Genomic DNA, 17,023 nt, shown 5'->3' with positions numbered 1-17,023 from the left:
TCAGGCAGTCCGCTCTTTTCCTTCAAGCACTTGCCCGGTTGAACCCTTAGGGACGCGTACGCCCCTTAATACTGATGATCTTCGTAGCGCTTGGCGAGATCGTCGATGTTCTCTGGCGGCCAGTTGGCGACTTCCATGCCAAGATGGAGACCCATCTGAGCAAGAACTTCCTTGATCTCGTTGAGCGATTTGCGGCCGAAATTCGGTGTCCGCAGCATTTCCGCTTCGGTCTTTTGAATGAGATCGCCAATATACACGATATTGTCGTTCTTCAGACAGTTTGCAGACCGGACAGACAGTTCCAGCTCGTCGACTTTCTTGAGCAGAGCAGGATTAAACGCGAGTTCCGGAACGGTGTCCTCGGCGACTTCGCGCTGCGGCTCTTCGAAATTGACGAAAATGGAAAGCTGATCCTGCAGAATGCGTGCGGCGAATGCCACGGCATCATCTGGCTTGACGGAACCATCGGTTTCGACAGTCAGGGTCAGCTTGTCATAGTCAAGAACCTGGCCTTCACGGGTGTTTTCCACCTTGTAGGAGACCTTCTTGACCGGAGAGTAAAGGCTGTCGACCGGGATCAGGCCGATCGGAGCATCTTCCGGACGGTTACGGTCCGAAGAATGATAGCCCTTGCCCGTATTGACGGTGAATTCCATGCGGATTTCAGCGCCTTCATCGAGCGTACACAGAACAAGTTCAGGGTTGAGAACTTCTACATCACCGACGGTCTGGATGTCGCCGGCAGTCACAACGCCCGGCCCCTGCTTGCGCACGACCATGCGCTTGGGACCCTCGCCTTCCATGCGGATGGCAATTTCCTTGATGTTCAGGACAATGTCGGTAACGTCTTCGCGGACGCCCGGAATTGACGAGAACTCGTGCAGAACACCATCGATCTGAACGGCCGTAACGGCTGCACCCTGCAGAGAGGACAGCAGGATACGGCGCAGTGCATTGCCCAATGTGAGGCCATAACCGCGCTCAAGAGGCTCGGCAACCACCGTTGCCAGAAAACGCGGATCGTGACCCGGTTTAATCTCGAGCTTCGTAGGCTTGATCAGTTCTTGCCAGTTTTTCTGAATGGTCACGTTTTCGTCCCTTCGGCTATCCCGCCCGGTTCTTCATGACCGGGCCATTCTTTGCCATTTGGAGAAACAGGTACCTAAAGCCTCAAAGCCTTAGACGCGGCGGCGCTTGCGCGGACGGCAGCCATTGTGCGGTATCGGCGTCACGTCACGGATGGACGTGATAAGGAAACCGGCAGCCTGCAGAGCACGCAATGCGGACTCACGGCCTGAACCCGGACCACGGACTTCGACTTCCAGCGTGCGCATGCCGTGCTCTGCCGCCTTTTTGGCAGCGTCCTCAGCAGCAACCTGTGCAGCATAAGGCGTGGACTTACGAGAGCCCTTGAAACCAAGCGCACCGGCAGACGACCAGGAAATCGCATTTCCCTGCGCATCTGTAATCGTGATCATTGTGTTGTTGAACGTAGAGTTCACATGCGCAACGCCAGAAGAGATGTTCTTGCGCTCGCGGCGACGCACGCGCGTCGTGTCTTTAGCCATTCTGTAATCCTTGTTTCGATCTCGTCACTGCCGTAATTCCGGCAGCTCCACCACCGATCGCTGCGTGTTGATTATTTCTTCTTACCTGCGATCGGTTTTGCCGGACCCTTGCGGGTGCGTGCATTCGTGTGCGTCCGCTGACCGCGAACCGGAAGGCCGCGACGGTGACGCAGGCCGCGGTAGCAGCCAAGGTCCATAAGGCGCTTGATGTTCATCGCAGTGTCACGGCGCAGATCGCCTTCAACCATGTAGTCACGGTCGATGGTCTCGCGGATGGACAGAACTTCAGCGTCTGAGAGTTCATTCACACGGCGTGAGGAATCGATATTGTTCTTCGCTACGATTTCCTGAGCGAACTTCGCACCGATACCGTGAATGTACTGAAGCGCGATGACGACGCGCTTGTTCGTTGGAATGTTAACGCCAGCAATACGTGCCACGTTGATCTCCATGTTAGCGCGGCAACCATGAAGGATAGCCGCAGTGGGTAAAGCCCGCGTCCGGTGGAGTCCGGCCCTTGCGGGGTACGAAAATGCCGGGGTGGCCCCGGCACAGAGAAGGCCGATCTCACTAAAGTGAAACCGGCTAAACTGTTTGGTAGAGCGCGCTCTTTACCGCCCTTAAACCTTCTCGTCAAGACCTTGCAGAATGGATTCAACAGAAGCGGTCACTTCGTCGATTGACTGCATGCCATCCACAACGGAAAGAAGCCCTGTCTTCTCGTAATATGGCACTACAATCGCAGTGTCCCGATTGTAGGCTTCGAGCCTCTGCTTGAAGACTTCAGGGTCGTCATCCTTGCGAACCGGCTCCCCTGCGGCCTTTGCATCCTCGGCACGTTTTATGATCCGGTCGACGAGTTTCGTCTGGTCAACACGAAGCTCCAAAACGGCATTCAGCTTCAAGCCGCTGTCTTGCAGCATTTGATCAAGCGCCTCGGCCTGCGCAAGAGTGCGCGGAAAGCCGTCCAGAATAAATCCGTTCTTGGCGTCGTCTTCACCGATGCGGTCGCGAATGATCCCGACAACGATCTCGTCGGACACAAGCCCGCCGGCATCCATTACTTCCTTGGCCTTCACGCCGACCGGTGTCTGCGCTGCAACAGCGGCGCGAAGCATATCTCCGGTGGACAGCTGCGGGATGCTGTATTTCTCGACGAGACGTGTAGCCTGCGTCCCCTTACCCGCCCCTGGCGGTCCAACCAGAATCAACCTCATCGACGTTTCCCCCTGAGTTTCGCTTTTTTCACTAGACCTTCATACTGATGCGCAAGCAAGTGGCCCTGGATCTGGGATACTGTATCCATTGTCACGCTCACGACAATCAGCAAAGAGGTTCCTCCGAAATAAAACGGAACGCCAGTCGCCGAAATGAGGAATTCGGGTAATAGACAAACGATGGTGATATATATCGCACCCACGACAGTGATACGCGTAAGGACGAAGTCGATGTATTGCGCGGTCCGTTCCCCGGGACGAATACCCGGGATGAAACCGCCGTGTTTCTTGAGGTTGTCGGCCGTATCGCTCGGATTGAAGACGATCGCCGTGTAGAAGAAACAGAAGAAGATGATCATGGCGGCATAGAAGATCATGAACAAGGGCTGTCCGTGACCAAGCGCCGCAGTGATGTAGGTTAGCCACTCGTTGCCGCCGCCCTGGTTGAAGCCGGCAAACGTTGCCGGAACAAGCAGCAGAGAGGATGCAAAGATCGGCGGAATAACACCGGCCGTATTGAGCTTCAGCGGCAGGAATGAGGTATTGCCCTCAAACATCCGATTGCCCATCTGGCGCTTCGGATACTGAATCAGAAGACGGCGCTGCGCACGCTCCATGAACACGATGAAGCCGATGACGGCAACGGCCAGAATAATTACCGCCAGGATGATCCAGGTGGCAAGAGAACCCTGTCTTCCAAGCTCAAGTGTCTGAACGACCGCGGACGGCAATCCGGCGACAATACCGGCAAAGATGATCAGCGAGATACCGTTACCGATGCCGCGGGAGGTGATCTGTTCACCCAGCCACATCAGGAACATCGTGCCGCCGACAAGCGTGATCACCGTGGAAGCACGGAAGAACCAGCCCGGATCCGTAACCACGTTCTGAGCTTCAAGGCCGACCGAGATACCGTAAGCCTGGAAAGCAGCCAGAACGACCGTTCCGTAGCGGGTGTACTGGTTGATGACCTTTCGGCCCTGTTCGCCTTCCTTCTTCAGCTGCTCAAGTGACGGCACGACCGTCGTCATCAGCTGCATGATAATGGAGGCGGAAATGTAAGGCATGATGCCGAGCGCAAAGATCGCCATACGCTCGATCGCACCACCGGTGAACATGTTGACCATGCCGATGATGCCGGTTTGAGCCTGGCTGAAGATCTGCGCAAAAGCGATCGGATCAATGCCGGGCATTGGAATATAAGTGCCCAGTCGATAAACCAAAAGCGCTCCCAGCGTGAACCAGATGCGCTTTTTGAGTTCTTCAGCTTTGGCAAATGCTGAGAAATTTAGATTTGAAGCCAGTTGCTCGGCGGCCGATGCCATGCCCTACTCCGGTCGTATGCTTGCCCACAAACGGGAAAAGCCCAGGCCGTTAAGCCTGAGCTCCCAGAACGGCAACCTTGCCGCCCGCTTTTTCGATTGCTGCGACAGCGCCCTTGGAGGCACCGGCAACTTCAAAGGTCACTGCAACGGTGAGTTCACCGTTGGCAACAATGCGAACACCGTCGCGGACCCTTTTGACAACGCCAGCAGCCTTGAGCGCTTCGACGGTGACAGTCTCGGAAGCGTTCAGCTTGCCTGCGTCAATCGCCTTTTGAACACGGCCAACAGACACGGTATTGAAGTCCTTGGCAAAAATGTTCGTAAAGCCGCGCTTCGGCAAACGGCGATGCAGCGGCATCTGGCCGCCCTCAAAGCCTTTGATCGCAACGCCGGAACGGGACTTTTGCCCCTTTACGCCGCGCCCGCCGGTCTTGCCCTTGCCGGACCCGATCCCGCGGCCAACGCGCATGCGCTCCTTGACGGCTCCTTCGTTGTCACGAAGTTCGTTGAGCTTCATTGTTTTTCTCCTCACCCCGATCTTATGCGTTGTCGTCGACAACGCGAACGAGATGCTGAACCTTGTTGATCATTCCGCGGACTTCAGGAGTATCCTTCAGCGTGGAACGGCGGTGCATCTTATTCAGGCCGAGACCGACAAGCGTCGCGCGCTGGTCCTTAGGACGGCGCAGCGGGCTGCCGATCTGCTCGACCGTAACAGTCTTTTCGGTGTTCGCCATGGAACCTACCCTCTCACAGCTGGGGTCCGGAGCCGCTAAGGTCAAGCCTCAGCGGCAGCCGGAGCCGCCTCTTCGTTGTTGTCACGACGCCGAGACTGCAGCACTGAGACCTTCAGGCCACGGCGGGCAGCGACGGAACGCGGGCTGTCTTCCTTTTTCAAGGCAGCAAACGTTGCGCGAACCATGTTGTAAGGGTTCGAGGTCCCCAGCGACTTGGCAACAACGTCCTGAACGCCGAGCGTTTCGAACACAGCGCGCATCGGACCGCCTGCAATGATACCGGTACCGGCCGGTGCTGCACGCAGCAAAACCTTACCTGCACCGTGACGGCCCTCCACATCGTGGTGAAGCGTGCGGCCTTCGCGCAACGGCACGCGGATCATCGTGCGCTTTGCGGCTTCTGTTGCTTTCCGGATGGCTTCCGGCACTTCACGCGCCTTGCCATGACCGAAGCCGACGCGGCCCTTCTGGTCACCAACCACAACAAGTGCTGCAAATCCGAAACGGCGGCCACCCTTGACCACTTTTGCAACGCGGTTGATGTGAACGAGCTTGTCGACGAATTCGCTGTCTCGCTCGTCGCGATCGCGATTTTCATGTCTCGCCATATTATACGTCTTCCGTTCTTAAGAGCGCCAACGGGCGCTGGTCAGAATTCAAGTCCACCTTCACGAGCTGCATCGGCAAGCGCTTTGACGCGCCCGTGATACATGTACCCGCCACGGTCGAACACGACCTGCTTGACGCCCGCGGCTACTGCGCGCTCTGCGACAAGCTTGCCAACGGCAGCTGCGGCTGCAACGTCGGCGCCCGTTTTCAGGCTGCCCTTGAGATCATTTTCGATCGTAGAAGCAGAGGCAATCGTATGCCCCTTCGCATCGTCAATGATCTGGGCGTAGATCTGCTTAGACGAGCGGAAGATGGAAAGACGCGGACGCTCGCCGGCGGCCTTCCTGATCGAACGACGCACGCGATCGCGGCGGCGCTCGAAAGCTTGTTTGCTGTTCGCCATGATCCAGGTCCGTTACTTCTTCTTGCCTTCTTTGCGGACGATGAACTCGCCTGCATAACGTACGCCTTTGCCTTTGTAGGGCTCCGGCGGGCGGAATTCGCGGATTTCAGCCGCTACCTGGCCGACACGTTGTTTGTCGGTACCGGTGATGCTGATTTCCGTGGGTTTCGGGCACTTGATGTCGATGCCATCCGGTATCGGATAGACAACGTCGTGCGAGAAACCGAGCGCCAGTTGAAGGTTTTGACCCTGAACCTGGGCGCGATAACCGACACCAGTGATCGCGAGGTCTTTCTTGAAACCATCGGTAACACCGGTAATCAGATTCGACACCATCGTCCGGCTCATTCCCCACATGGAACGGGCCGGTTTAGAACTGTTGAGAGGATCGATTTTGATCCCGTCATCCGTCATTTCGGCCAGAACGAGATCGTTGAGCACAAAAGACTTTTCGCCTTTTGGGCCTTTGATCGTAACCGTCTGACCGTCGATCGATGCCGTTACCCCGCTTGGCACGGGGACTGGCTTTTTGCCAATACGAGACATATGACCAACCTTGTCGTTGCTTAAAGGCGAGGAAGCCGCATCAGAAGACGCGGCAGAGAACCTCACCACCTACATTTTCATCACGCGCCTGATGGTCGCTCATGACACCGCGCGGAGTCGAGATGATCGACACGCCCAGGCCATTCGAGACATGCGGGATGTTTTTCACCGAAGAGTACACCCGGCGTCCCGGCTTAGAAACCCGCTCGATTGTGCGGATAACCGGCTCGCCATCGAAGTACTTCAGTTCGATTTCCAACTCGGACTTACCGCCCTCGTAGTCAACCGTGGTGTAGCCACGGATGTAGCCTTCTTTTGCAAGCACATCAAGTACGTGTGCACGCAATTTGGAATTTGGTGAACTGACCTTGTTTTTGCGACGCATCTGGGCGTTGCGAATCCGGGTCAGCATATCCCCCAACGGATCAGAAATTGCCATCGGAGTTTCTCCTTACCAGCTCGACTTGACCAGGCCCGGGATCTTGCCCAGGGAGCCCAGTTCACGAAGCGCGATACGTGACATCTTCAGTTTGCGGTAGAAGCCGCGCGGACGGCCGGACACTTCGCAACGGTTGCGAACGCGGTTCGGCGCGGAGTTCCGCGGCAGTTTCGCCAACTTCAGACGCGCGTTGTAGCGCTCTTCCAGCGACAGGCTTTCGTCTTTCGCCATCGCCTTGAGAGCGGTGCGCTTCTCAGCGTATTTCTTGACAAGCTTCTCGCGGCGCTTGTTTTTCTCGATTGCGCTTTTCTTCGCCATCGTCGTTCCCTTCCTTGCCCGTTACTTCGTGAACGGGAAGTTGAACGCGCGCAGAAGCTCGCGCGCCTCATCATCCGTTGGCGCCGTGGTGCAAACGATCACGTCCATGCCCCAGATCTGGTCGACCTTGTCGTACTCGATTTCCGGGAACACGATGTGCTCTTTGATACCCATGGCGTAATTGCCACGACCGTCGAAGCTCTTCGGGTTCAGGCCACGGAAGTCACGAACACGCGGCAACGCGATTGTGATCAGACGGTCCATGAATTCGTACATCTGCTGGCGGCGCAGGGTCACTTTCACACCCAGCGGCATACCTTCGCGGACCTTGAAGGTCGCGATGGATTTTTTCGCCTTGGTGATCACCGGCTTCTGGCCTGCAATCGCAGCAAGGTCTTCAGCAGCGGTGCGGGCCTTCTTGGAATCGCCCACAGCTTCGCCGACGCCGATGTTCAGCACGATTTTTTCGACCTGCGGAACCTGCATGACGTTCTTGTACTGGAACTTCTCAAGCAGCTGGTCGCGCACGACTTCATTATAATGCGTCTTCAGACGCGGCACATAAGCTGTCTCAGCCATCGATCAGGTCTCCCGAACGCTTGGCCACGCGGACTTTGGTGCCATCGTCCTGTATCTTGAAACCGACGCGTGTCGGCTTGCCGTCTTTCGGATCGGCCAGCGCGACGTTGGACAGATGAACAGGTGCCTCTTTGGACACGATGCCAGCTTCCTGCGTCTGGGTCTGCTTCTGGTGGCGGCGAACCATGTTGATCCCGCGTACCAGCGCTTTGTTGTCAGTCGGCAGAACCTGAATCACTTCGCCAGACTTGCCCTTGTCACGGCCCGTCAATACGACAACCGTGTCGCCTTTTTTGATTTTCGCAGCCATCAGAGCACCTCCGGCGCGAGCGAAATAATCTTCATGTGGTTCTTTGCCCGGAGTTCACGCGGCACCGGACCAAAGATACGGGTGCCGACCGGCTCCTTGTTATTGTTGACCAGCACGGCCGCATTGCGGTCGAACCGGATCACGCTGCCATCGGGACGGCGGATATCCTTAGCCGTGCGCACGACGACAGCCTTCATCACGTCGCCCTTCTTAACGCGGCCCCGCGGAATAGCCTCTTTTACGGAGACGACGATAATGTCTCCGACCTGGGCGTATTTGCGCTTGGAGCCGCCGAGCACTTTGATGCACATGACACGACGGGCACCGGAATTGTCGGCGACGTCGAGGTTTGTTTGCATCTGAATCATGACTGGCTGCCTTGTTCTTCTATTGGCGCTCGGGTCACGGGCGCCTGATGCTCACTGAATGGAGCGTGGTTACTGGGTAACCACGGTCCAACGTTTGTTTTTCGAGACTGGCGCGCACTCTTCGATCTGAACAGCGTCGCCAACCTTGTACTGATTGGTCTCGTCATGCGCGCGGTACTTCTTCGTCCGGCGCACAGTCTTTTTCAGCAGCGGGTGCGTGAAGCGGCGCTCCACGTTTACCGTCACCGTCTTGTCATTTGCGTCGCTGACAACGGTGCCCTGCAGGATTCGCTTTGGCATTGCCGTCTCCTTACGCGTTTACCGACACGCGCTTTTCGCGCATGATCGTCTGGATACGCGCGATATCACGGCGGATCTGCCGGACACGCGCAGTGTTTTCAAGCTGACCCGTGGCTTTCTGGAAGCGCAGGTTGAACTGCTCTTTCTTCAGGCCTTCGAGCTCACCGCGGAGCTCATCGGGGGTCTTGGCCCGTACATCGGTCGCCTTCATGGCTTAACTCCTCGCCTGCCTTAGTCGCCGATACGCTGAACGAAACGACACTTGATCGGCAGCTTGGCGGCAGCAAGACGCATGGCTTCACGCGCAATGTCTTCCGGCACACCATCGATTTCAAACATGATCCGGCCCGGCTTGACACGGCAAGCCCAGTAATCCGGAGAACCCTTACCCTTACCCATGCGGACTTCAGCAGGCTTCGAAGAAACCGGAACGTCCGGGAAGATGCGGATCCATACACGACCCGCACGCTTCATGTGACGGGTCATAGCACGACGGGCCGCTTCGATCTGACGTGCGGTAACACGCTCCGGCTCCAAAGCCTTCAGACCGAATGCGCCGAAGTTGAGGTCGGTGCCCCCCTTCGACAAGCCGTGGATGCGGCCCTTGTGCTGCTTGCGGAACTTTGTGCGCTTCGGTTGCAGCATCGTTCTTCTCTCGTCTTTCTTGTCTTACGAGCGGCAGGCAGCTTGACTTAAGCTGCGCGCTCGCGGCCCCGATCCCGGCGTCCGCCGCGATCACCCTGGTTACCTTCGGAAGCAGCCGTTGCGCGACGCTCGGACGCCATCGGGTCATGTTCCAGAATTTCACCCTTGAAGATCCAGACCTTCACACCGCACACGCCATAAGCCGTATGCGCGCTTGCAACACCGTAGTCGATGTCGGCACGAAGCGTGTGAAGCGGAACGCGGCCTTCACGGTACCATTCGATACGTGCGATTTCCGCACCACCGAGACGGCCGCCGCAGTTGATCCGGATGCCCTGTGCGCCGAGACGCATGGCGGACTGAACGGCCCGTTTCATGGCACGGCGGAAAGCAACACGGCGCTCCAGCTGCTGTGCGATCGACGCGGCGACCAGGGTCGCATCGATTTCCGGCTTGCGCACTTCAACAATGTTGAGATGCACTTCCGAATTCGTGATATCGGCGATCTTCTTGCGAAGACGCTCGATGTCCGCACCCTTCTTGCCGATGACCACACCCGGACGGCCGGAGTGGATGGACACGCGGCATTTCTTGTGCGGGCGCTCGATCACAACCTTGGAAACAGCAGCCTGCTTCAATTCCTTCAGGAGGAATTCACGGATGCGGAAATCTTCATGGAGAAGATCGCCGTATTCGTTCTTGTTCGCGTACCAGCGGGAATCCCAGGTGCGGTTGATCCCGAGGCGCATGCCGATCGGGTTTACTTTATGTCCCATCAGGCAGTCTCCTCAAGTTCGCGCACGACGATGGTCAGGTTCGAGAAAGGCTTCTCGATCCGTCCGACCCGGCCGCGTGCACGGGCCTGGAACCGCTTGATGACAAAAGCTTTGCCAACATGGGCTTCGGCAACCACCAGGTTGTCGATGTCCAGGTCATGATTGTTTTCCGCATTTGCAACGGCGGACATCAGCGTTTTCTTGACATCCTGTGCAATACGCTTGCGGGAGAATGTCAGGTCCGCGATAGCGGAACCGACTTTTTTGCCGCGGATTGAAGCCGCAACGAGGTTCAGCTTACGCGGGGAAACGCGTATCATACGGGTCATTGCCCGCGCCTCATTGTCAGCGAGCGTCCGCTCACGCTTCGGCTTGCCCATCGTTACTTCCTCTTCGCCTTCTTGTCGGCGCCGTGTCCGTAATAGGTCCGGCTCGGCGAAAACTCACCGAACTTGTGACCGATCATTTCTTCAGACACCAGCACCGGAACGTGCTTTTGACCGTTATAGACGCCGAAGGTCAAACCGACGAACTGCGGCAGGATCGTTGAGCGGCGGCTCCAGGTCTTGATGACCTCGTTCCGGCCGGACTCACGGACCTTGTCCGCCTTCTTCAGCAGATACCCGTCGACAAACGGACCTTTCCAGATCGAACGTGCCACGATCCTTGTCCTTTACTTCTTACGCGCGTGGCGGCTGCGGACGATATACTTATCGGTCTGCTTGTTGCGCCGCGTGCGCTTACCTTTGGTCGGTTTACCCCAAGGAGTAACCGGATGACGACCGCCGGAGGTCCGGCCTTCACCACCACCATGCGGGTGGTCGATCGGGTTCATGGCAACACCGCGTGTATGCGGACGAATGCCAAGCCAGCGGGAACGGCCTGCTTTGCCGAGATTGATGTTGGCGTGGTCCGGATTGGAGACAGCACCAATGGAAGCCATGCAGGTTCCAAGCACACGGCGCTGCTCGCCTGACATCAGGCGAAGCGTCGTGTAGCCCTGGTCGCGGCCGACGATCTGAACAAATGCACCGGCAGAGCGAGCGATCTGGGCGCCTTTGCCCGGCTTCAGCTCGATATTGTGCACAATCGTTCCGACCGGGATGCTTGCCAGCGGCGCCGCATTCCCCGGCTTCACGTCAACGTTGTTACCAGCGACGACAGTGTCGCCAACAGCCAGGCGCTGCGGCGCCAGGATGTAGCTGAGTTCACCGTCTTCGTAGCGGATCAAGGCGATGAATGCGGTCCGGTTCGGATCGTATTCAAGACGCTCGACAGTAGCCGGAACGTCCCACTTGCGACGCTTGAAGTCGACAAGACGGTACGACCGCTTGTGACCGCCACCGCGGTTCGGAGACGTCAGACGGCCTGTGTTGTTGCGGCCACCCTTCTTGGACAGGCCTTCGGTCAGTGTCTTGACCGGCTTGCCCTTGTAAAGGCCGGAGCGATCAACCTGAACGAGTTGACGGCGACCTGGGGACGTCGGATTGAATGTCTTAAGTGCCATTTTCTAAGTCCCCGTCTCAGAGCCCGGTGGTCACGTCGATTGCGTGACCTTCCTGCAGCGTAACGACGGCCTTCTTGAAGTCGGATTGGCGGCCAAGACGTCCACGGAAGCGTTTCACCTTGCCCTTGCGGACCAGGGTGTTCACTGCCGTGACCTTGACGCCGAACAGTGCTTCGACCGCGGCCTTGATTTCCGGCTTCGTTGCATCGTTGGCAACCTTGAAGACAACCTTGTTCTCTTCAGAAGCCATCGTCGACTTTTCGGTGATCACCGGGCCGACGATTTTGTCGTAGTGAGGAAGTTTGCTCATTTGAAGCGCTCCTCAAGTGCGGACACCGCAGCTTTGGTCAACACAAGAGTGTTGGCGCGCAGGATGTCGTAAACATTGATGCCCTGGATCGGCAGCACATCCACATGCGGGATGTTGCGCGAGGCCAGCGCGAAGTTGTTGTCGACGTCTGCGCCGTCGATTACCAGGGCGCTGGTCAACCCAAGTTTGCCGAGTTGTGCCTTGAGAGCCTTGGTCTTCGCTTCCGCTGCCTTGGCGTCTTCAACAACAACTATGCTGTCGGACTTAGCCTTGGCAGACAGAGCGTGCTTCAGGCCGAGGACACGAACCTTTTTCGGCAGATCATGGCTATGATCACGAACGCTCGGACCGAACGCCTTGCCACCACCGCGGAACTGCGGGGCTTTCTTGTTGCCGTGACGTGCGCCGCCAGAACCCTTCTGGCGGACGAATTTCTTCGTCGAACCTGAAATATCCGCGCGTTGCAGCGTATTGTGGGTACCCGCCTGGCGCTTGGCCAACTGCCAGCGCACCACTCGGTGGATCAAATCGGTGCGCGGCTCGAGACCAAAGATCTCGTCAGACACCGTGATCGAACCGGCCGCCCCACCTTCGAGGGTCTTGACCTGGAGTTCCATCACTCACTCTCCTTCCCGGCAGCCTCAGCCGCTTCGGATGCCTTGAATGCACCCGGAACCGGAACGTTTTCCGGCAGCGCCTTTTTGATCGCGTCGCGAACCAGGATCCAGCCGCCCTTGGCGCCCGGAACAGAGCCCTCGACCATGATCAGGCCACGCTCAACATCAGTGCGCACAACCTTCAGGTTCTGCGTGGTCACGCGGGCGTCGCCCATATGACCGGCCATTTTCTTGCCCTTGAACACGCGGCCCGGATCCTGACACTGACCCGTGGAACCATGTGAACGGTGCGAGATCGAGTTACCGTGAGATGCGCGGCCACCACCGAAGTTGTGACGCTTCATCGCACCGGCAAAACCCTTACCGATAGAGTTACCGGTCACGTCAACGAACTGTCCTTCGACGTAGTGATCGGCGGTCATTTCCGCGCCAACGTCGATCATGTTGTCCGCAGTTACACGGAACTCGGCGACAGTCCGCTTCGGCTCAACCTTTGCAACAGCAAAGTGACCGCGCAGCGCCTTCGGCGTATTCTTAACTTTGCGGGTACCCGCGCCGAGCTGCAGCGCAGTGTAACCATTTTTTTCGTCAGTCCGGTGGGCAACCACCTGGCAATTTTCCAGCCGCAAAACAGTGACTGGAACATGCTCGCCTGCATCGTTGTAGATGCGGGTCATGCCCACTTTCTGAGCGATCACTCCAGAACGCATGATGTGTCCCCTTGACCCCGCCTTAGAGCTTGATCTCGACGTCGACACCAGCGGCCAGGTCGAGCTTCATGAGCGCGTCCACCGTCTGGGGCGTCGGATCAACGATGTCGAGAAGACGCTTGTGCGTACGCATCTCGAACTGATCGCGGCTTTTCTTATCAATATGCGGTCCGCGAAGCACAGTGTACTTCTCAATCCGCGTCGGCAGCGGCACGGGACCCCGTACCTGAGCACCGGTCCGCTTGGCCGTATTGACGATCTCCTTGGTGGAGGCGTCGAGAATACGGTGGTCAAACGCCTTGAGGCGGATCCGGATATTCTGACCGTTCATTGTTATTGTTCCCAATAAGACTGCGGGCCTGCCCGCGTTACCTTGAGTTCCACCGGCAGGCCCGGCTGTCGATTATTCGATGATGGACGCGACGACGCCGGCGCCGACGGTACGGCCGCCTTCGCGGATCGCGAAGCGCAGGCCTTCTTCCATGGCGATCGGCACGATCAGCTCAACGTCAACCGACACGTTGTCGCCCGGCATCACCATTTCCGTGCCTTCCGGCAGAGAAACAACGCCCGTAACGTCTGTCGTACGGAAGTAGAACTGCGGACGGTAGTTGGTGAAGAACGGCGTATGACGGCCACCTTCTTCCTTCGTCAGGATGTAGGCTTCTGCCTTGAACTTCGTGTGCGGGGTCACAGAACCCGGCTTGCAAAGAACCTGGCCACGCTCAACTTCCTCACGGCCAACACCGCGGATCAGAGCACCGATGTTGTCGCCCGCTTCGCCGCTGTCCAGCAGCTTGCGGAACATTTCAACGCCGGTAACCGTCGTCTTCGTGGTGTCCTTGATGCCGACGATCTCGACTTCTTCACCCACCTTGACAATACCGCGCTCAACACGGCCGGTCACAACAGTACCGCGGCCGGAGATCGAGAACACGTCCTCGATCGGCATCAGGAACGGCTGATCCTTCGGACGCTCTGGCGTCGGGATGTAGTCGTCAACCTGAGCCATCAGCTCACGGATCGCATCACGGCCGATTTCCGCATCGCGGTTCTCAACAGCTGCAAGAGCCGAACCCTTGACGATCGGAATGTCGTCGCCCGGGAACTCGTAGGAAGACAGAAGCTCGCGGATTTCCATTTCGACGAGCTCAAGAAGCTCTTCGTCGTCGACCTGGTCAACCTTGTTCATGAAAACAACAAGAGCCGGAACGCCAACCTGGCGCGCAAGCAGGATGTGCTCGCGGGTCTGCGGCATCGGGCCGTCTGCTGAAGACACAACCAGGATCGCGCCGTCCATCTGCGCTGCACCCGTGATCATGTTCTTCACGTAGTCAGCGTGACCAGGGCAGTCAACGTGAGCGTAGTGACGGTTCTCCGTCTCATACTCAACGTGCGCCGTGGAGATGGTGATGCCGCGGGCCTTTTCTTCAGGCGCGCCGTCGATCTCGTCGTAGGCTTTCGCTTCTGCGCCGCCAGCCTCAGCCAGCGTCATCGTGATTGCAGCGGTCAGCGTCGTCTTGCCGTGGTCAACATGGCCAATCGTGCCAATGTTAACGTGCGGCTTGTTGCGCTCAAATTTTTCCTTCGCCATCGGATTACTCCGTTTCTCTATTTCTTTTTGACGTTAAGAGGCTGGGATCAGGCGTATTTCGCCTGAACCTCTTCGGCGACAGCCTGCGGCACCTGCTCGTAGTGATCGAACACCATCGAGTACTGGGCGCGGCCTTGAGACATGGAACGCAGATTGTTCACGTAGCCAAACATGTTGGCGAGTGGAACCATCGCGGTGATAACTGTCACAATGCCCCGGTTCTCCGTGCCGGCGATCTGGCCGCGGCGGGAGTTCAGGTCACCGATAACGTCACCCATGTAGTCTTCAGGTGTGACAACCTCGACCTTCATGATCGGCTCGAGCAGTTTCGGGCCGGCCTTCTGGATTGCTTCGCGGAAACCGGCACGGCCGGCTATTTCGAAGGCCAGAACGGAAGAGTCAACGTCGTGGTATGCACCGTCGGTCAGCGTTGCCTTGATGTCGAGCATCGGGAAGCCTGCCAGCGGACCGGAGGACATGACGCTCTCGATACCCTTGGTAACGCCCGGAATGTATTCTTTCGGAACGTTACCGCCGACAACCTTGCTCTCAAAGACATAACCTTCGTTCGGCTCGGACGGCTCGATTGTGAGCTTGATGCGAGCGAACTGACCGGAACCACCCGACTGCTTCTTGTGGGTGTAATCCACATCGGCAACTTTGGTGATGGTTTCACGGTAGGCAACCTGAGGTGCACCGATGTTCGCCTCGACCTTGAACTCGCGCTTCATGCGGTCAACGATGATGTCCAGGTGCAGCTCGCCCATGCCGGCGATGATAGTCTGACCGGATTCTTCGTCCGTTTTCACACGGAAGGACGGGTCTTCTGCTGCCAGTCGGTTCAGGGCAAGGCCCATCTTCTCCTGGTCGCCTTTGGTCTTCGGCTCAACGGCAATCTCGATCACCGGCTCAGGGAATTCCATGCGCTCCAGGATCACCGGCTTCAGCGGGTCACACAGGGTGTCGCCGGTCGTGGTGTCCTTCAGGCCTGCGATCGCCACGATATCGCCTGCATAGGCCACATCGATGTCGTCGCGGGAGTTGGAGTGCATCTGCATCATGCGGCCGACACGCTCACGCTTGTCTTTTACAGTGTTGAGAAGGGACGAACCCTTGTTCAGAACACCGGAATAGATACGGCAGAACGTCAGGGAGCCGACGAACGGGTCGTTGGCAATCTTGAACGCCAGCAGACCAAGCGGCTCTTCGTCAGACGATTTGCGCTCGACTTCAGCTTCCGTCTTCGGATCGATACCCTTGATGGCCGGAACTTCAACCGGGTTCGGCAGGAAGTCGACAACAGCGTCAAGCAGTGGCTGAACGCCTTTGTTCTTGAACGCCGAACCACAGAAGATCGGTACGAACTCGCCGCTGATGGTGCCCTTACGGATCAGCTCTTTCAGCTTTTCCGTGGTCGGCTCTTCACCTTCCAGGTAGGCTTCCATGGCTTCTTCGTCGACTTCGACAGCGGTCTCAATCAGAGCGTCGTGCATTTCCTGTGCGCGATCAGCGAGATCGGCCGGAATGTCAACTTCGTCCCAGGCAGCGCCTAGGTTCTCCGCCTGCCAGATCAGAGCCTTCATTTTCAGAAGGTCGACACAGCCGGCGAATTCGCTCTCAGCGCCAACAGGCAGCTGCATGACCAGAGGCGTTGCGCCGAGGCGCTCCTTGATCATGGTGACGCAGCGATCGAAATCGGCGCCCAGCTTGTCCATCTTGTTGACGAAGATCATCCGCGGAACGTTGTATTTGTCAGCCTGACGCCAGACTGTTTCGGTCTGCGGCTCAACACCTGCGTTTGCGTCGAGAAGTGCAACCGCGCCATCGAGAACACGCAGCGAACGCTCAACTTCAATGGTGAAGTCAACGTGGCCCGGTGTGTCGATGATGTTCAGGCGCTTGTCGTTCCAGAACGCAGTCGTAGCAGCAGAGGTGATCGTGATGCCACGCTCCTGCTCCTGCTCCATCCAGTCCATGGTGGCGGCACCATCATGAACTTCGCCGATTTTGTGGCTCTTGCCAGTGTAGTAGAGGATCCGCTCGGTCGTAGTGGTCTTACCGGCATCGATGTGTGCCATGATGCCGAAGTTACGGTAGTCCTCGATTTTATGCGTGCGCGACATAGCGTCAGCCCTTCGAAGTAAC

The 17,023-nt window shown here is 57.6% G+C and carries 28 protein-coding genes; all 28 read right to left on the bottom strand.

The features are described from left to right. Window positions 1-65: 65 nt before the first annotated feature. The 28 genes from Q0915_RS07675 to fusA all read right to left on the bottom strand — a co-directional run bounded on the left by Q0915_RS07675 (window position 66) and on the right by fusA (window position 17,001). On the bottom strand, window positions 66-1,088 hold the full coding sequence (locus Q0915_RS07675) for a DNA-directed RNA polymerase subunit alpha (RefSeq protein ID WP_299481597.1): 1,023 nt from the start codon (window positions 1,086-1,088) through the stop codon (window positions 66-68). A 90-nt stretch (window positions 1,089-1,178) separates the two neighbouring features. Then, a complete protein-coding gene (rpsK, locus tag Q0915_RS07670) occupies window positions 1,179-1,568 on the bottom strand; it encodes a 30S ribosomal protein S11 (protein WP_006936427.1) in 390 nt (129 codons plus the stop codon). Window positions 1,569-1,639: 71 nt separating this feature from the next. Further along, a complete protein-coding gene (gene rpsM / locus Q0915_RS07665; RefSeq protein ID WP_299481593.1) occupies window positions 1,640-2,008 on the bottom strand; it encodes a 30S ribosomal protein S13 in 369 nt (122 codons plus the stop codon). A gap of 180 nt (window positions 2,009-2,188) precedes the next feature. Beyond that, window positions 2,189-2,785, bottom strand: a complete 597-nt coding sequence (locus tag Q0915_RS07660; protein ID WP_299481590.1) for an adenylate kinase — start codon at window positions 2,783-2,785, stop codon at window positions 2,189-2,191. Further along, a complete protein-coding gene (gene secY / locus Q0915_RS07655) occupies window positions 2,782-4,110 on the bottom strand; it encodes a preprotein translocase subunit SecY (RefSeq protein WP_299481587.1) in 1,329 nt (442 codons plus the stop codon). The genes Q0915_RS07660 and secY overlap by 4 nt, the downstream gene beginning before the upstream one ends. A 49-nt stretch (window positions 4,111-4,159) precedes the next feature. Next, on the bottom strand, window positions 4,160-4,627 hold the full coding sequence (gene rplO / locus Q0915_RS07650; protein WP_299481584.1) for a 50S ribosomal protein L15: 468 nt from the start codon (window positions 4,625-4,627) through the stop codon (window positions 4,160-4,162). Between the two features lie 22 nt (window positions 4,628-4,649). After that, window positions 4,650-4,847, bottom strand: a complete 198-nt coding sequence (rpmD, locus tag Q0915_RS07645) for a 50S ribosomal protein L30 (protein ID WP_299481581.1) — start codon at window positions 4,845-4,847, stop codon at window positions 4,650-4,652. A gap of 41 nt (window positions 4,848-4,888) precedes the next feature. Next, complete coding sequence (rpsE, locus tag Q0915_RS07640; RefSeq protein WP_299481578.1) at window positions 4,889-5,455, bottom strand: 30S ribosomal protein S5; 567 nt, start codon at window positions 5,453-5,455, stop codon at window positions 4,889-4,891. 41 nt (window positions 5,456-5,496) lie between these two features. Then, on the bottom strand, window positions 5,497-5,859 hold the full coding sequence (gene rplR / locus Q0915_RS07635; protein ID WP_299481575.1) for a 50S ribosomal protein L18: 363 nt from the start codon (window positions 5,857-5,859) through the stop codon (window positions 5,497-5,499). 12 nt (window positions 5,860-5,871) lie between these two features. After that, a complete protein-coding gene (gene rplF / locus Q0915_RS07630) occupies window positions 5,872-6,405 on the bottom strand; it encodes a 50S ribosomal protein L6 (RefSeq protein ID WP_299481572.1) in 534 nt (177 codons plus the stop codon). A 40-nt stretch (window positions 6,406-6,445) separates the two neighbouring features. Next, the gene (rpsH, locus tag Q0915_RS07625) at window positions 6,446-6,844 is read right to left on the bottom strand and encodes a 30S ribosomal protein S8 (protein WP_297586241.1); all 399 of its coding nucleotides are present in this window, start codon (window positions 6,842-6,844) and stop codon (window positions 6,446-6,448) included. 12 nt (window positions 6,845-6,856) lie between these two features. Further along, window positions 6,857-7,162 (bottom strand): 30S ribosomal protein S14, encoded by a 306-nt coding sequence (rpsN, locus tag Q0915_RS07620; RefSeq protein ID WP_152501378.1) that lies wholly within the window; start codon window positions 7,160-7,162, stop codon window positions 6,857-6,859. A 21-nt stretch (window positions 7,163-7,183) separates the two neighbouring features. After that, a complete protein-coding gene (gene rplE / locus Q0915_RS07615) occupies window positions 7,184-7,741 on the bottom strand; it encodes a 50S ribosomal protein L5 (protein WP_299481568.1) in 558 nt (185 codons plus the stop codon). After that, window positions 7,734-8,051, bottom strand: a complete 318-nt coding sequence (rplX, locus tag Q0915_RS07610; RefSeq protein ID WP_299481565.1) for a 50S ribosomal protein L24 — start codon at window positions 8,049-8,051, stop codon at window positions 7,734-7,736. The genes rplE and rplX overlap by 8 nt, the downstream gene beginning before the upstream one ends. Continuing rightward, window positions 8,051-8,419: a 50S ribosomal protein L14 gene (rplN, locus tag Q0915_RS07605; RefSeq protein ID WP_008191626.1), complete on the bottom strand. Its 369-nt coding sequence runs from the start codon at window positions 8,417-8,419 to the stop codon at window positions 8,051-8,053. The genes rplX and rplN overlap by 1 nt, the downstream gene beginning before the upstream one ends. A 69-nt stretch (window positions 8,420-8,488) precedes the next feature. Further along, window positions 8,489-8,719: a 30S ribosomal protein S17 gene (gene rpsQ / locus Q0915_RS07600; protein WP_299481562.1), complete on the bottom strand. Its 231-nt coding sequence runs from the start codon at window positions 8,717-8,719 to the stop codon at window positions 8,489-8,491. A 10-nt stretch (window positions 8,720-8,729) separates the two neighbouring features. Next, complete coding sequence (gene rpmC / locus Q0915_RS07595; RefSeq protein ID WP_299481559.1) at window positions 8,730-8,930, bottom strand: 50S ribosomal protein L29; 201 nt, start codon at window positions 8,928-8,930, stop codon at window positions 8,730-8,732. Between the two features lie 20 nt (window positions 8,931-8,950). Then, complete coding sequence (gene rplP, locus Q0915_RS07590) at window positions 8,951-9,364, bottom strand: 50S ribosomal protein L16 (protein ID WP_299481556.1); 414 nt, start codon at window positions 9,362-9,364, stop codon at window positions 8,951-8,953. A 47-nt stretch (window positions 9,365-9,411) separates the two neighbouring features. Continuing rightward, a complete protein-coding gene (rpsC, locus tag Q0915_RS07585) occupies window positions 9,412-10,140 on the bottom strand; it encodes a 30S ribosomal protein S3 (protein WP_299481553.1) in 729 nt (242 codons plus the stop codon). Further along, window positions 10,140-10,520, bottom strand: a complete 381-nt coding sequence (gene rplV, locus Q0915_RS07580; protein ID WP_299481550.1) for a 50S ribosomal protein L22 — start codon at window positions 10,518-10,520, stop codon at window positions 10,140-10,142. The genes rpsC and rplV overlap by 1 nt, the downstream gene beginning before the upstream one ends. 2 nt (window positions 10,521-10,522) lie before the next feature. After that, on the bottom strand, window positions 10,523-10,801 hold the full coding sequence (gene rpsS, locus Q0915_RS07575; RefSeq protein WP_022998243.1) for a 30S ribosomal protein S19: 279 nt from the start codon (window positions 10,799-10,801) through the stop codon (window positions 10,523-10,525). 12 nt (window positions 10,802-10,813) lie between these two features. Next, window positions 10,814-11,647, bottom strand: a complete 834-nt coding sequence (rplB, locus tag Q0915_RS07570; protein WP_299481546.1) for a 50S ribosomal protein L2 — start codon at window positions 11,645-11,647, stop codon at window positions 10,814-10,816. Window positions 11,648-11,663: 16 nt separating this feature from the next. Then, window positions 11,664-11,957: a 50S ribosomal protein L23 gene (locus tag Q0915_RS07565; protein ID WP_152501370.1), complete on the bottom strand. Its 294-nt coding sequence runs from the start codon at window positions 11,955-11,957 to the stop codon at window positions 11,664-11,666. Further along, entirely contained in the window at window positions 11,954-12,574 is a 621-nt protein-coding gene (gene rplD, locus Q0915_RS07560) for a 50S ribosomal protein L4 (RefSeq protein WP_299481543.1), read from the bottom strand. The genes Q0915_RS07565 and rplD overlap by 4 nt, the downstream gene beginning before the upstream one ends. Further along, window positions 12,574-13,284 carry a 50S ribosomal protein L3 gene (gene rplC / locus Q0915_RS07555; protein ID WP_299481540.1) on the bottom strand — a complete coding sequence of 237 codons (711 nt, stop codon included), beginning with the start codon at window positions 13,282-13,284 and terminating at the stop codon, window positions 12,574-12,576. The genes rplD and rplC overlap by 1 nt, the downstream gene beginning before the upstream one ends. A 22-nt stretch (window positions 13,285-13,306) precedes the next feature. After that, entirely contained in the window at window positions 13,307-13,615 is a 309-nt protein-coding gene (gene rpsJ, locus Q0915_RS07550) for a 30S ribosomal protein S10 (protein WP_006936455.1), read from the bottom strand. 72 nt (window positions 13,616-13,687) lie between these two features. After that, window positions 13,688-14,878 carry an elongation factor Tu gene (gene tuf / locus Q0915_RS07545; protein ID WP_299481504.1) on the bottom strand — a complete coding sequence of 397 codons (1,191 nt, stop codon included), beginning with the start codon at window positions 14,876-14,878 and terminating at the stop codon, window positions 13,688-13,690. Between the two features lie 47 nt (window positions 14,879-14,925). Continuing rightward, window positions 14,926-17,001 carry an elongation factor G gene (gene fusA, locus Q0915_RS07540; RefSeq protein WP_299481537.1) on the bottom strand — a complete coding sequence of 692 codons (2,076 nt, stop codon included), beginning with the start codon at window positions 16,999-17,001 and terminating at the stop codon, window positions 14,926-14,928. Window positions 17,002-17,023: the final 22 nt, after the last annotated feature.

This window comes from uncultured Roseibium sp. (genome assembly GCF_947494555.1).
Classification (GTDB): Bacteria; Pseudomonadota; Alphaproteobacteria; order Rhizobiales; family Stappiaceae; genus Roseibium.
The sequence above is the reverse complement of the archived record's forward strand: the minus strand, read 5'-3'. Positions and strand labels throughout refer to the sequence as shown.

Excerpts from the sequence above, each read along its gene's own strand:
- rplF (WP_299481572.1), bottom strand. The coding sequence starts at position 6,405 with ATGTCTCGTATTGGCAAAAAGCCAGTCCCCGTGCCAAGCGGGGTAACG.
- rpsE (WP_299481578.1), bottom strand. The coding sequence starts at position 5,455 with ATGGCGAGACATGAAAATCGCGATCGCGACGAGCGAGACAGCGAATTC.
- rpsH (WP_297586241.1), bottom strand. The coding sequence starts at position 6,844 with ATGGCAATTTCTGATCCGTTGGGGGATATGCTGACCCGGATTCGCAAC.
- Q0915_RS07565 (WP_152501370.1), bottom strand. The coding sequence starts at position 11,957 with ATGAGCAAACTTCCTCACTACGACAAAATCGTCGGCCCGGTGATCACC.
- tuf (WP_299481504.1), bottom strand. The coding sequence starts at position 14,878 with ATGGCGAAGGAAAAATTTGAGCGCAACAAGCCGCACGTTAACATTGGC.
- rplB (WP_299481546.1), bottom strand. The coding sequence starts at position 11,647 with ATGGCACTTAAGACATTCAATCCGACGTCCCCAGGTCGCCGTCAACTC.
- rpsN (WP_152501378.1), bottom strand. The coding sequence starts at position 7,162 with ATGGCGAAGAAAAGCGCAATCGAGAAAAACAAGCGCCGCGAGAAGCTT.
- rpsQ (WP_299481562.1), bottom strand. The coding sequence starts at position 8,719 with ATGCCAAAGCGAATCCTGCAGGGCACCGTTGTCAGCGACGCAAATGAC.
- fusA (WP_299481537.1), bottom strand. The coding sequence starts at position 17,001 with ATGTCGCGCACGCATAAAATCGAGGACTACCGTAACTTCGGCATCATG.
- rplX (WP_299481565.1), bottom strand. The coding sequence starts at position 8,051 with ATGGCTGCGAAAATCAAAAAAGGCGACACGGTTGTCGTATTGACGGGC.
- rplD (WP_299481543.1), bottom strand. The coding sequence starts at position 12,574 with ATGGAACTCCAGGTCAAGACCCTCGAAGGTGGGGCGGCCGGTTCGATC.
- rplO (WP_299481584.1), bottom strand. The coding sequence starts at position 4,627 with ATGAAGCTCAACGAACTTCGTGACAACGAAGGAGCCGTCAAGGAGCGC.
- rplR (WP_299481575.1), bottom strand. The coding sequence starts at position 5,859 with ATGGCGAACAGCAAACAAGCTTTCGAGCGCCGCCGCGATCGCGTGCGT.
- secY (WP_299481587.1), bottom strand. The coding sequence starts at position 4,110 with ATGGCATCGGCCGCCGAGCAACTGGCTTCAAATCTAAATTTCTCAGCA.
- rpmC (WP_299481559.1), bottom strand. The coding sequence starts at position 8,930 with ATGAAGGCGACCGATGTACGGGCCAAGACCCCCGATGAGCTCCGCGGT.
- rpsC (WP_299481553.1), bottom strand. The coding sequence starts at position 10,140 with ATGGGACATAAAGTAAACCCGATCGGCATGCGCCTCGGGATCAACCGC.
- rpmD (WP_299481581.1), bottom strand. The coding sequence starts at position 4,847 with ATGGCGAACACCGAAAAGACTGTTACGGTCGAGCAGATCGGCAGCCCG.
- rpsK (WP_006936427.1), bottom strand. The coding sequence starts at position 1,568 with ATGGCTAAAGACACGACGCGCGTGCGTCGCCGCGAGCGCAAGAACATC.
- rplP (WP_299481556.1), bottom strand. The coding sequence starts at position 9,364 with ATGCTGCAACCGAAGCGCACAAAGTTCCGCAAGCAGCACAAGGGCCGC.
- rplV (WP_299481550.1), bottom strand. The coding sequence starts at position 10,520 with ATGGGCAAGCCGAAGCGTGAGCGGACGCTCGCTGACAATGAGGCGCGG.
- rplN (WP_008191626.1), bottom strand. The coding sequence starts at position 8,419 with ATGATTCAGATGCAAACAAACCTCGACGTCGCCGACAATTCCGGTGCC.
- Q0915_RS07660 (WP_299481590.1), bottom strand. The coding sequence starts at position 2,785 with ATGAGGTTGATTCTGGTTGGACCGCCAGGGGCGGGTAAGGGGACGCAG.
- rplC (WP_299481540.1), bottom strand. The coding sequence starts at position 13,284 with ATGCGTTCTGGAGTGATCGCTCAGAAAGTGGGCATGACCCGCATCTAC.
- rpsJ (WP_006936455.1), bottom strand. The coding sequence starts at position 13,615 with ATGAACGGTCAGAATATCCGGATCCGCCTCAAGGCGTTTGACCACCGT.
- rplE (WP_299481568.1), bottom strand. The coding sequence starts at position 7,741 with ATGGCTGAGACAGCTTATGTGCCGCGTCTGAAGACGCATTATAATGAA.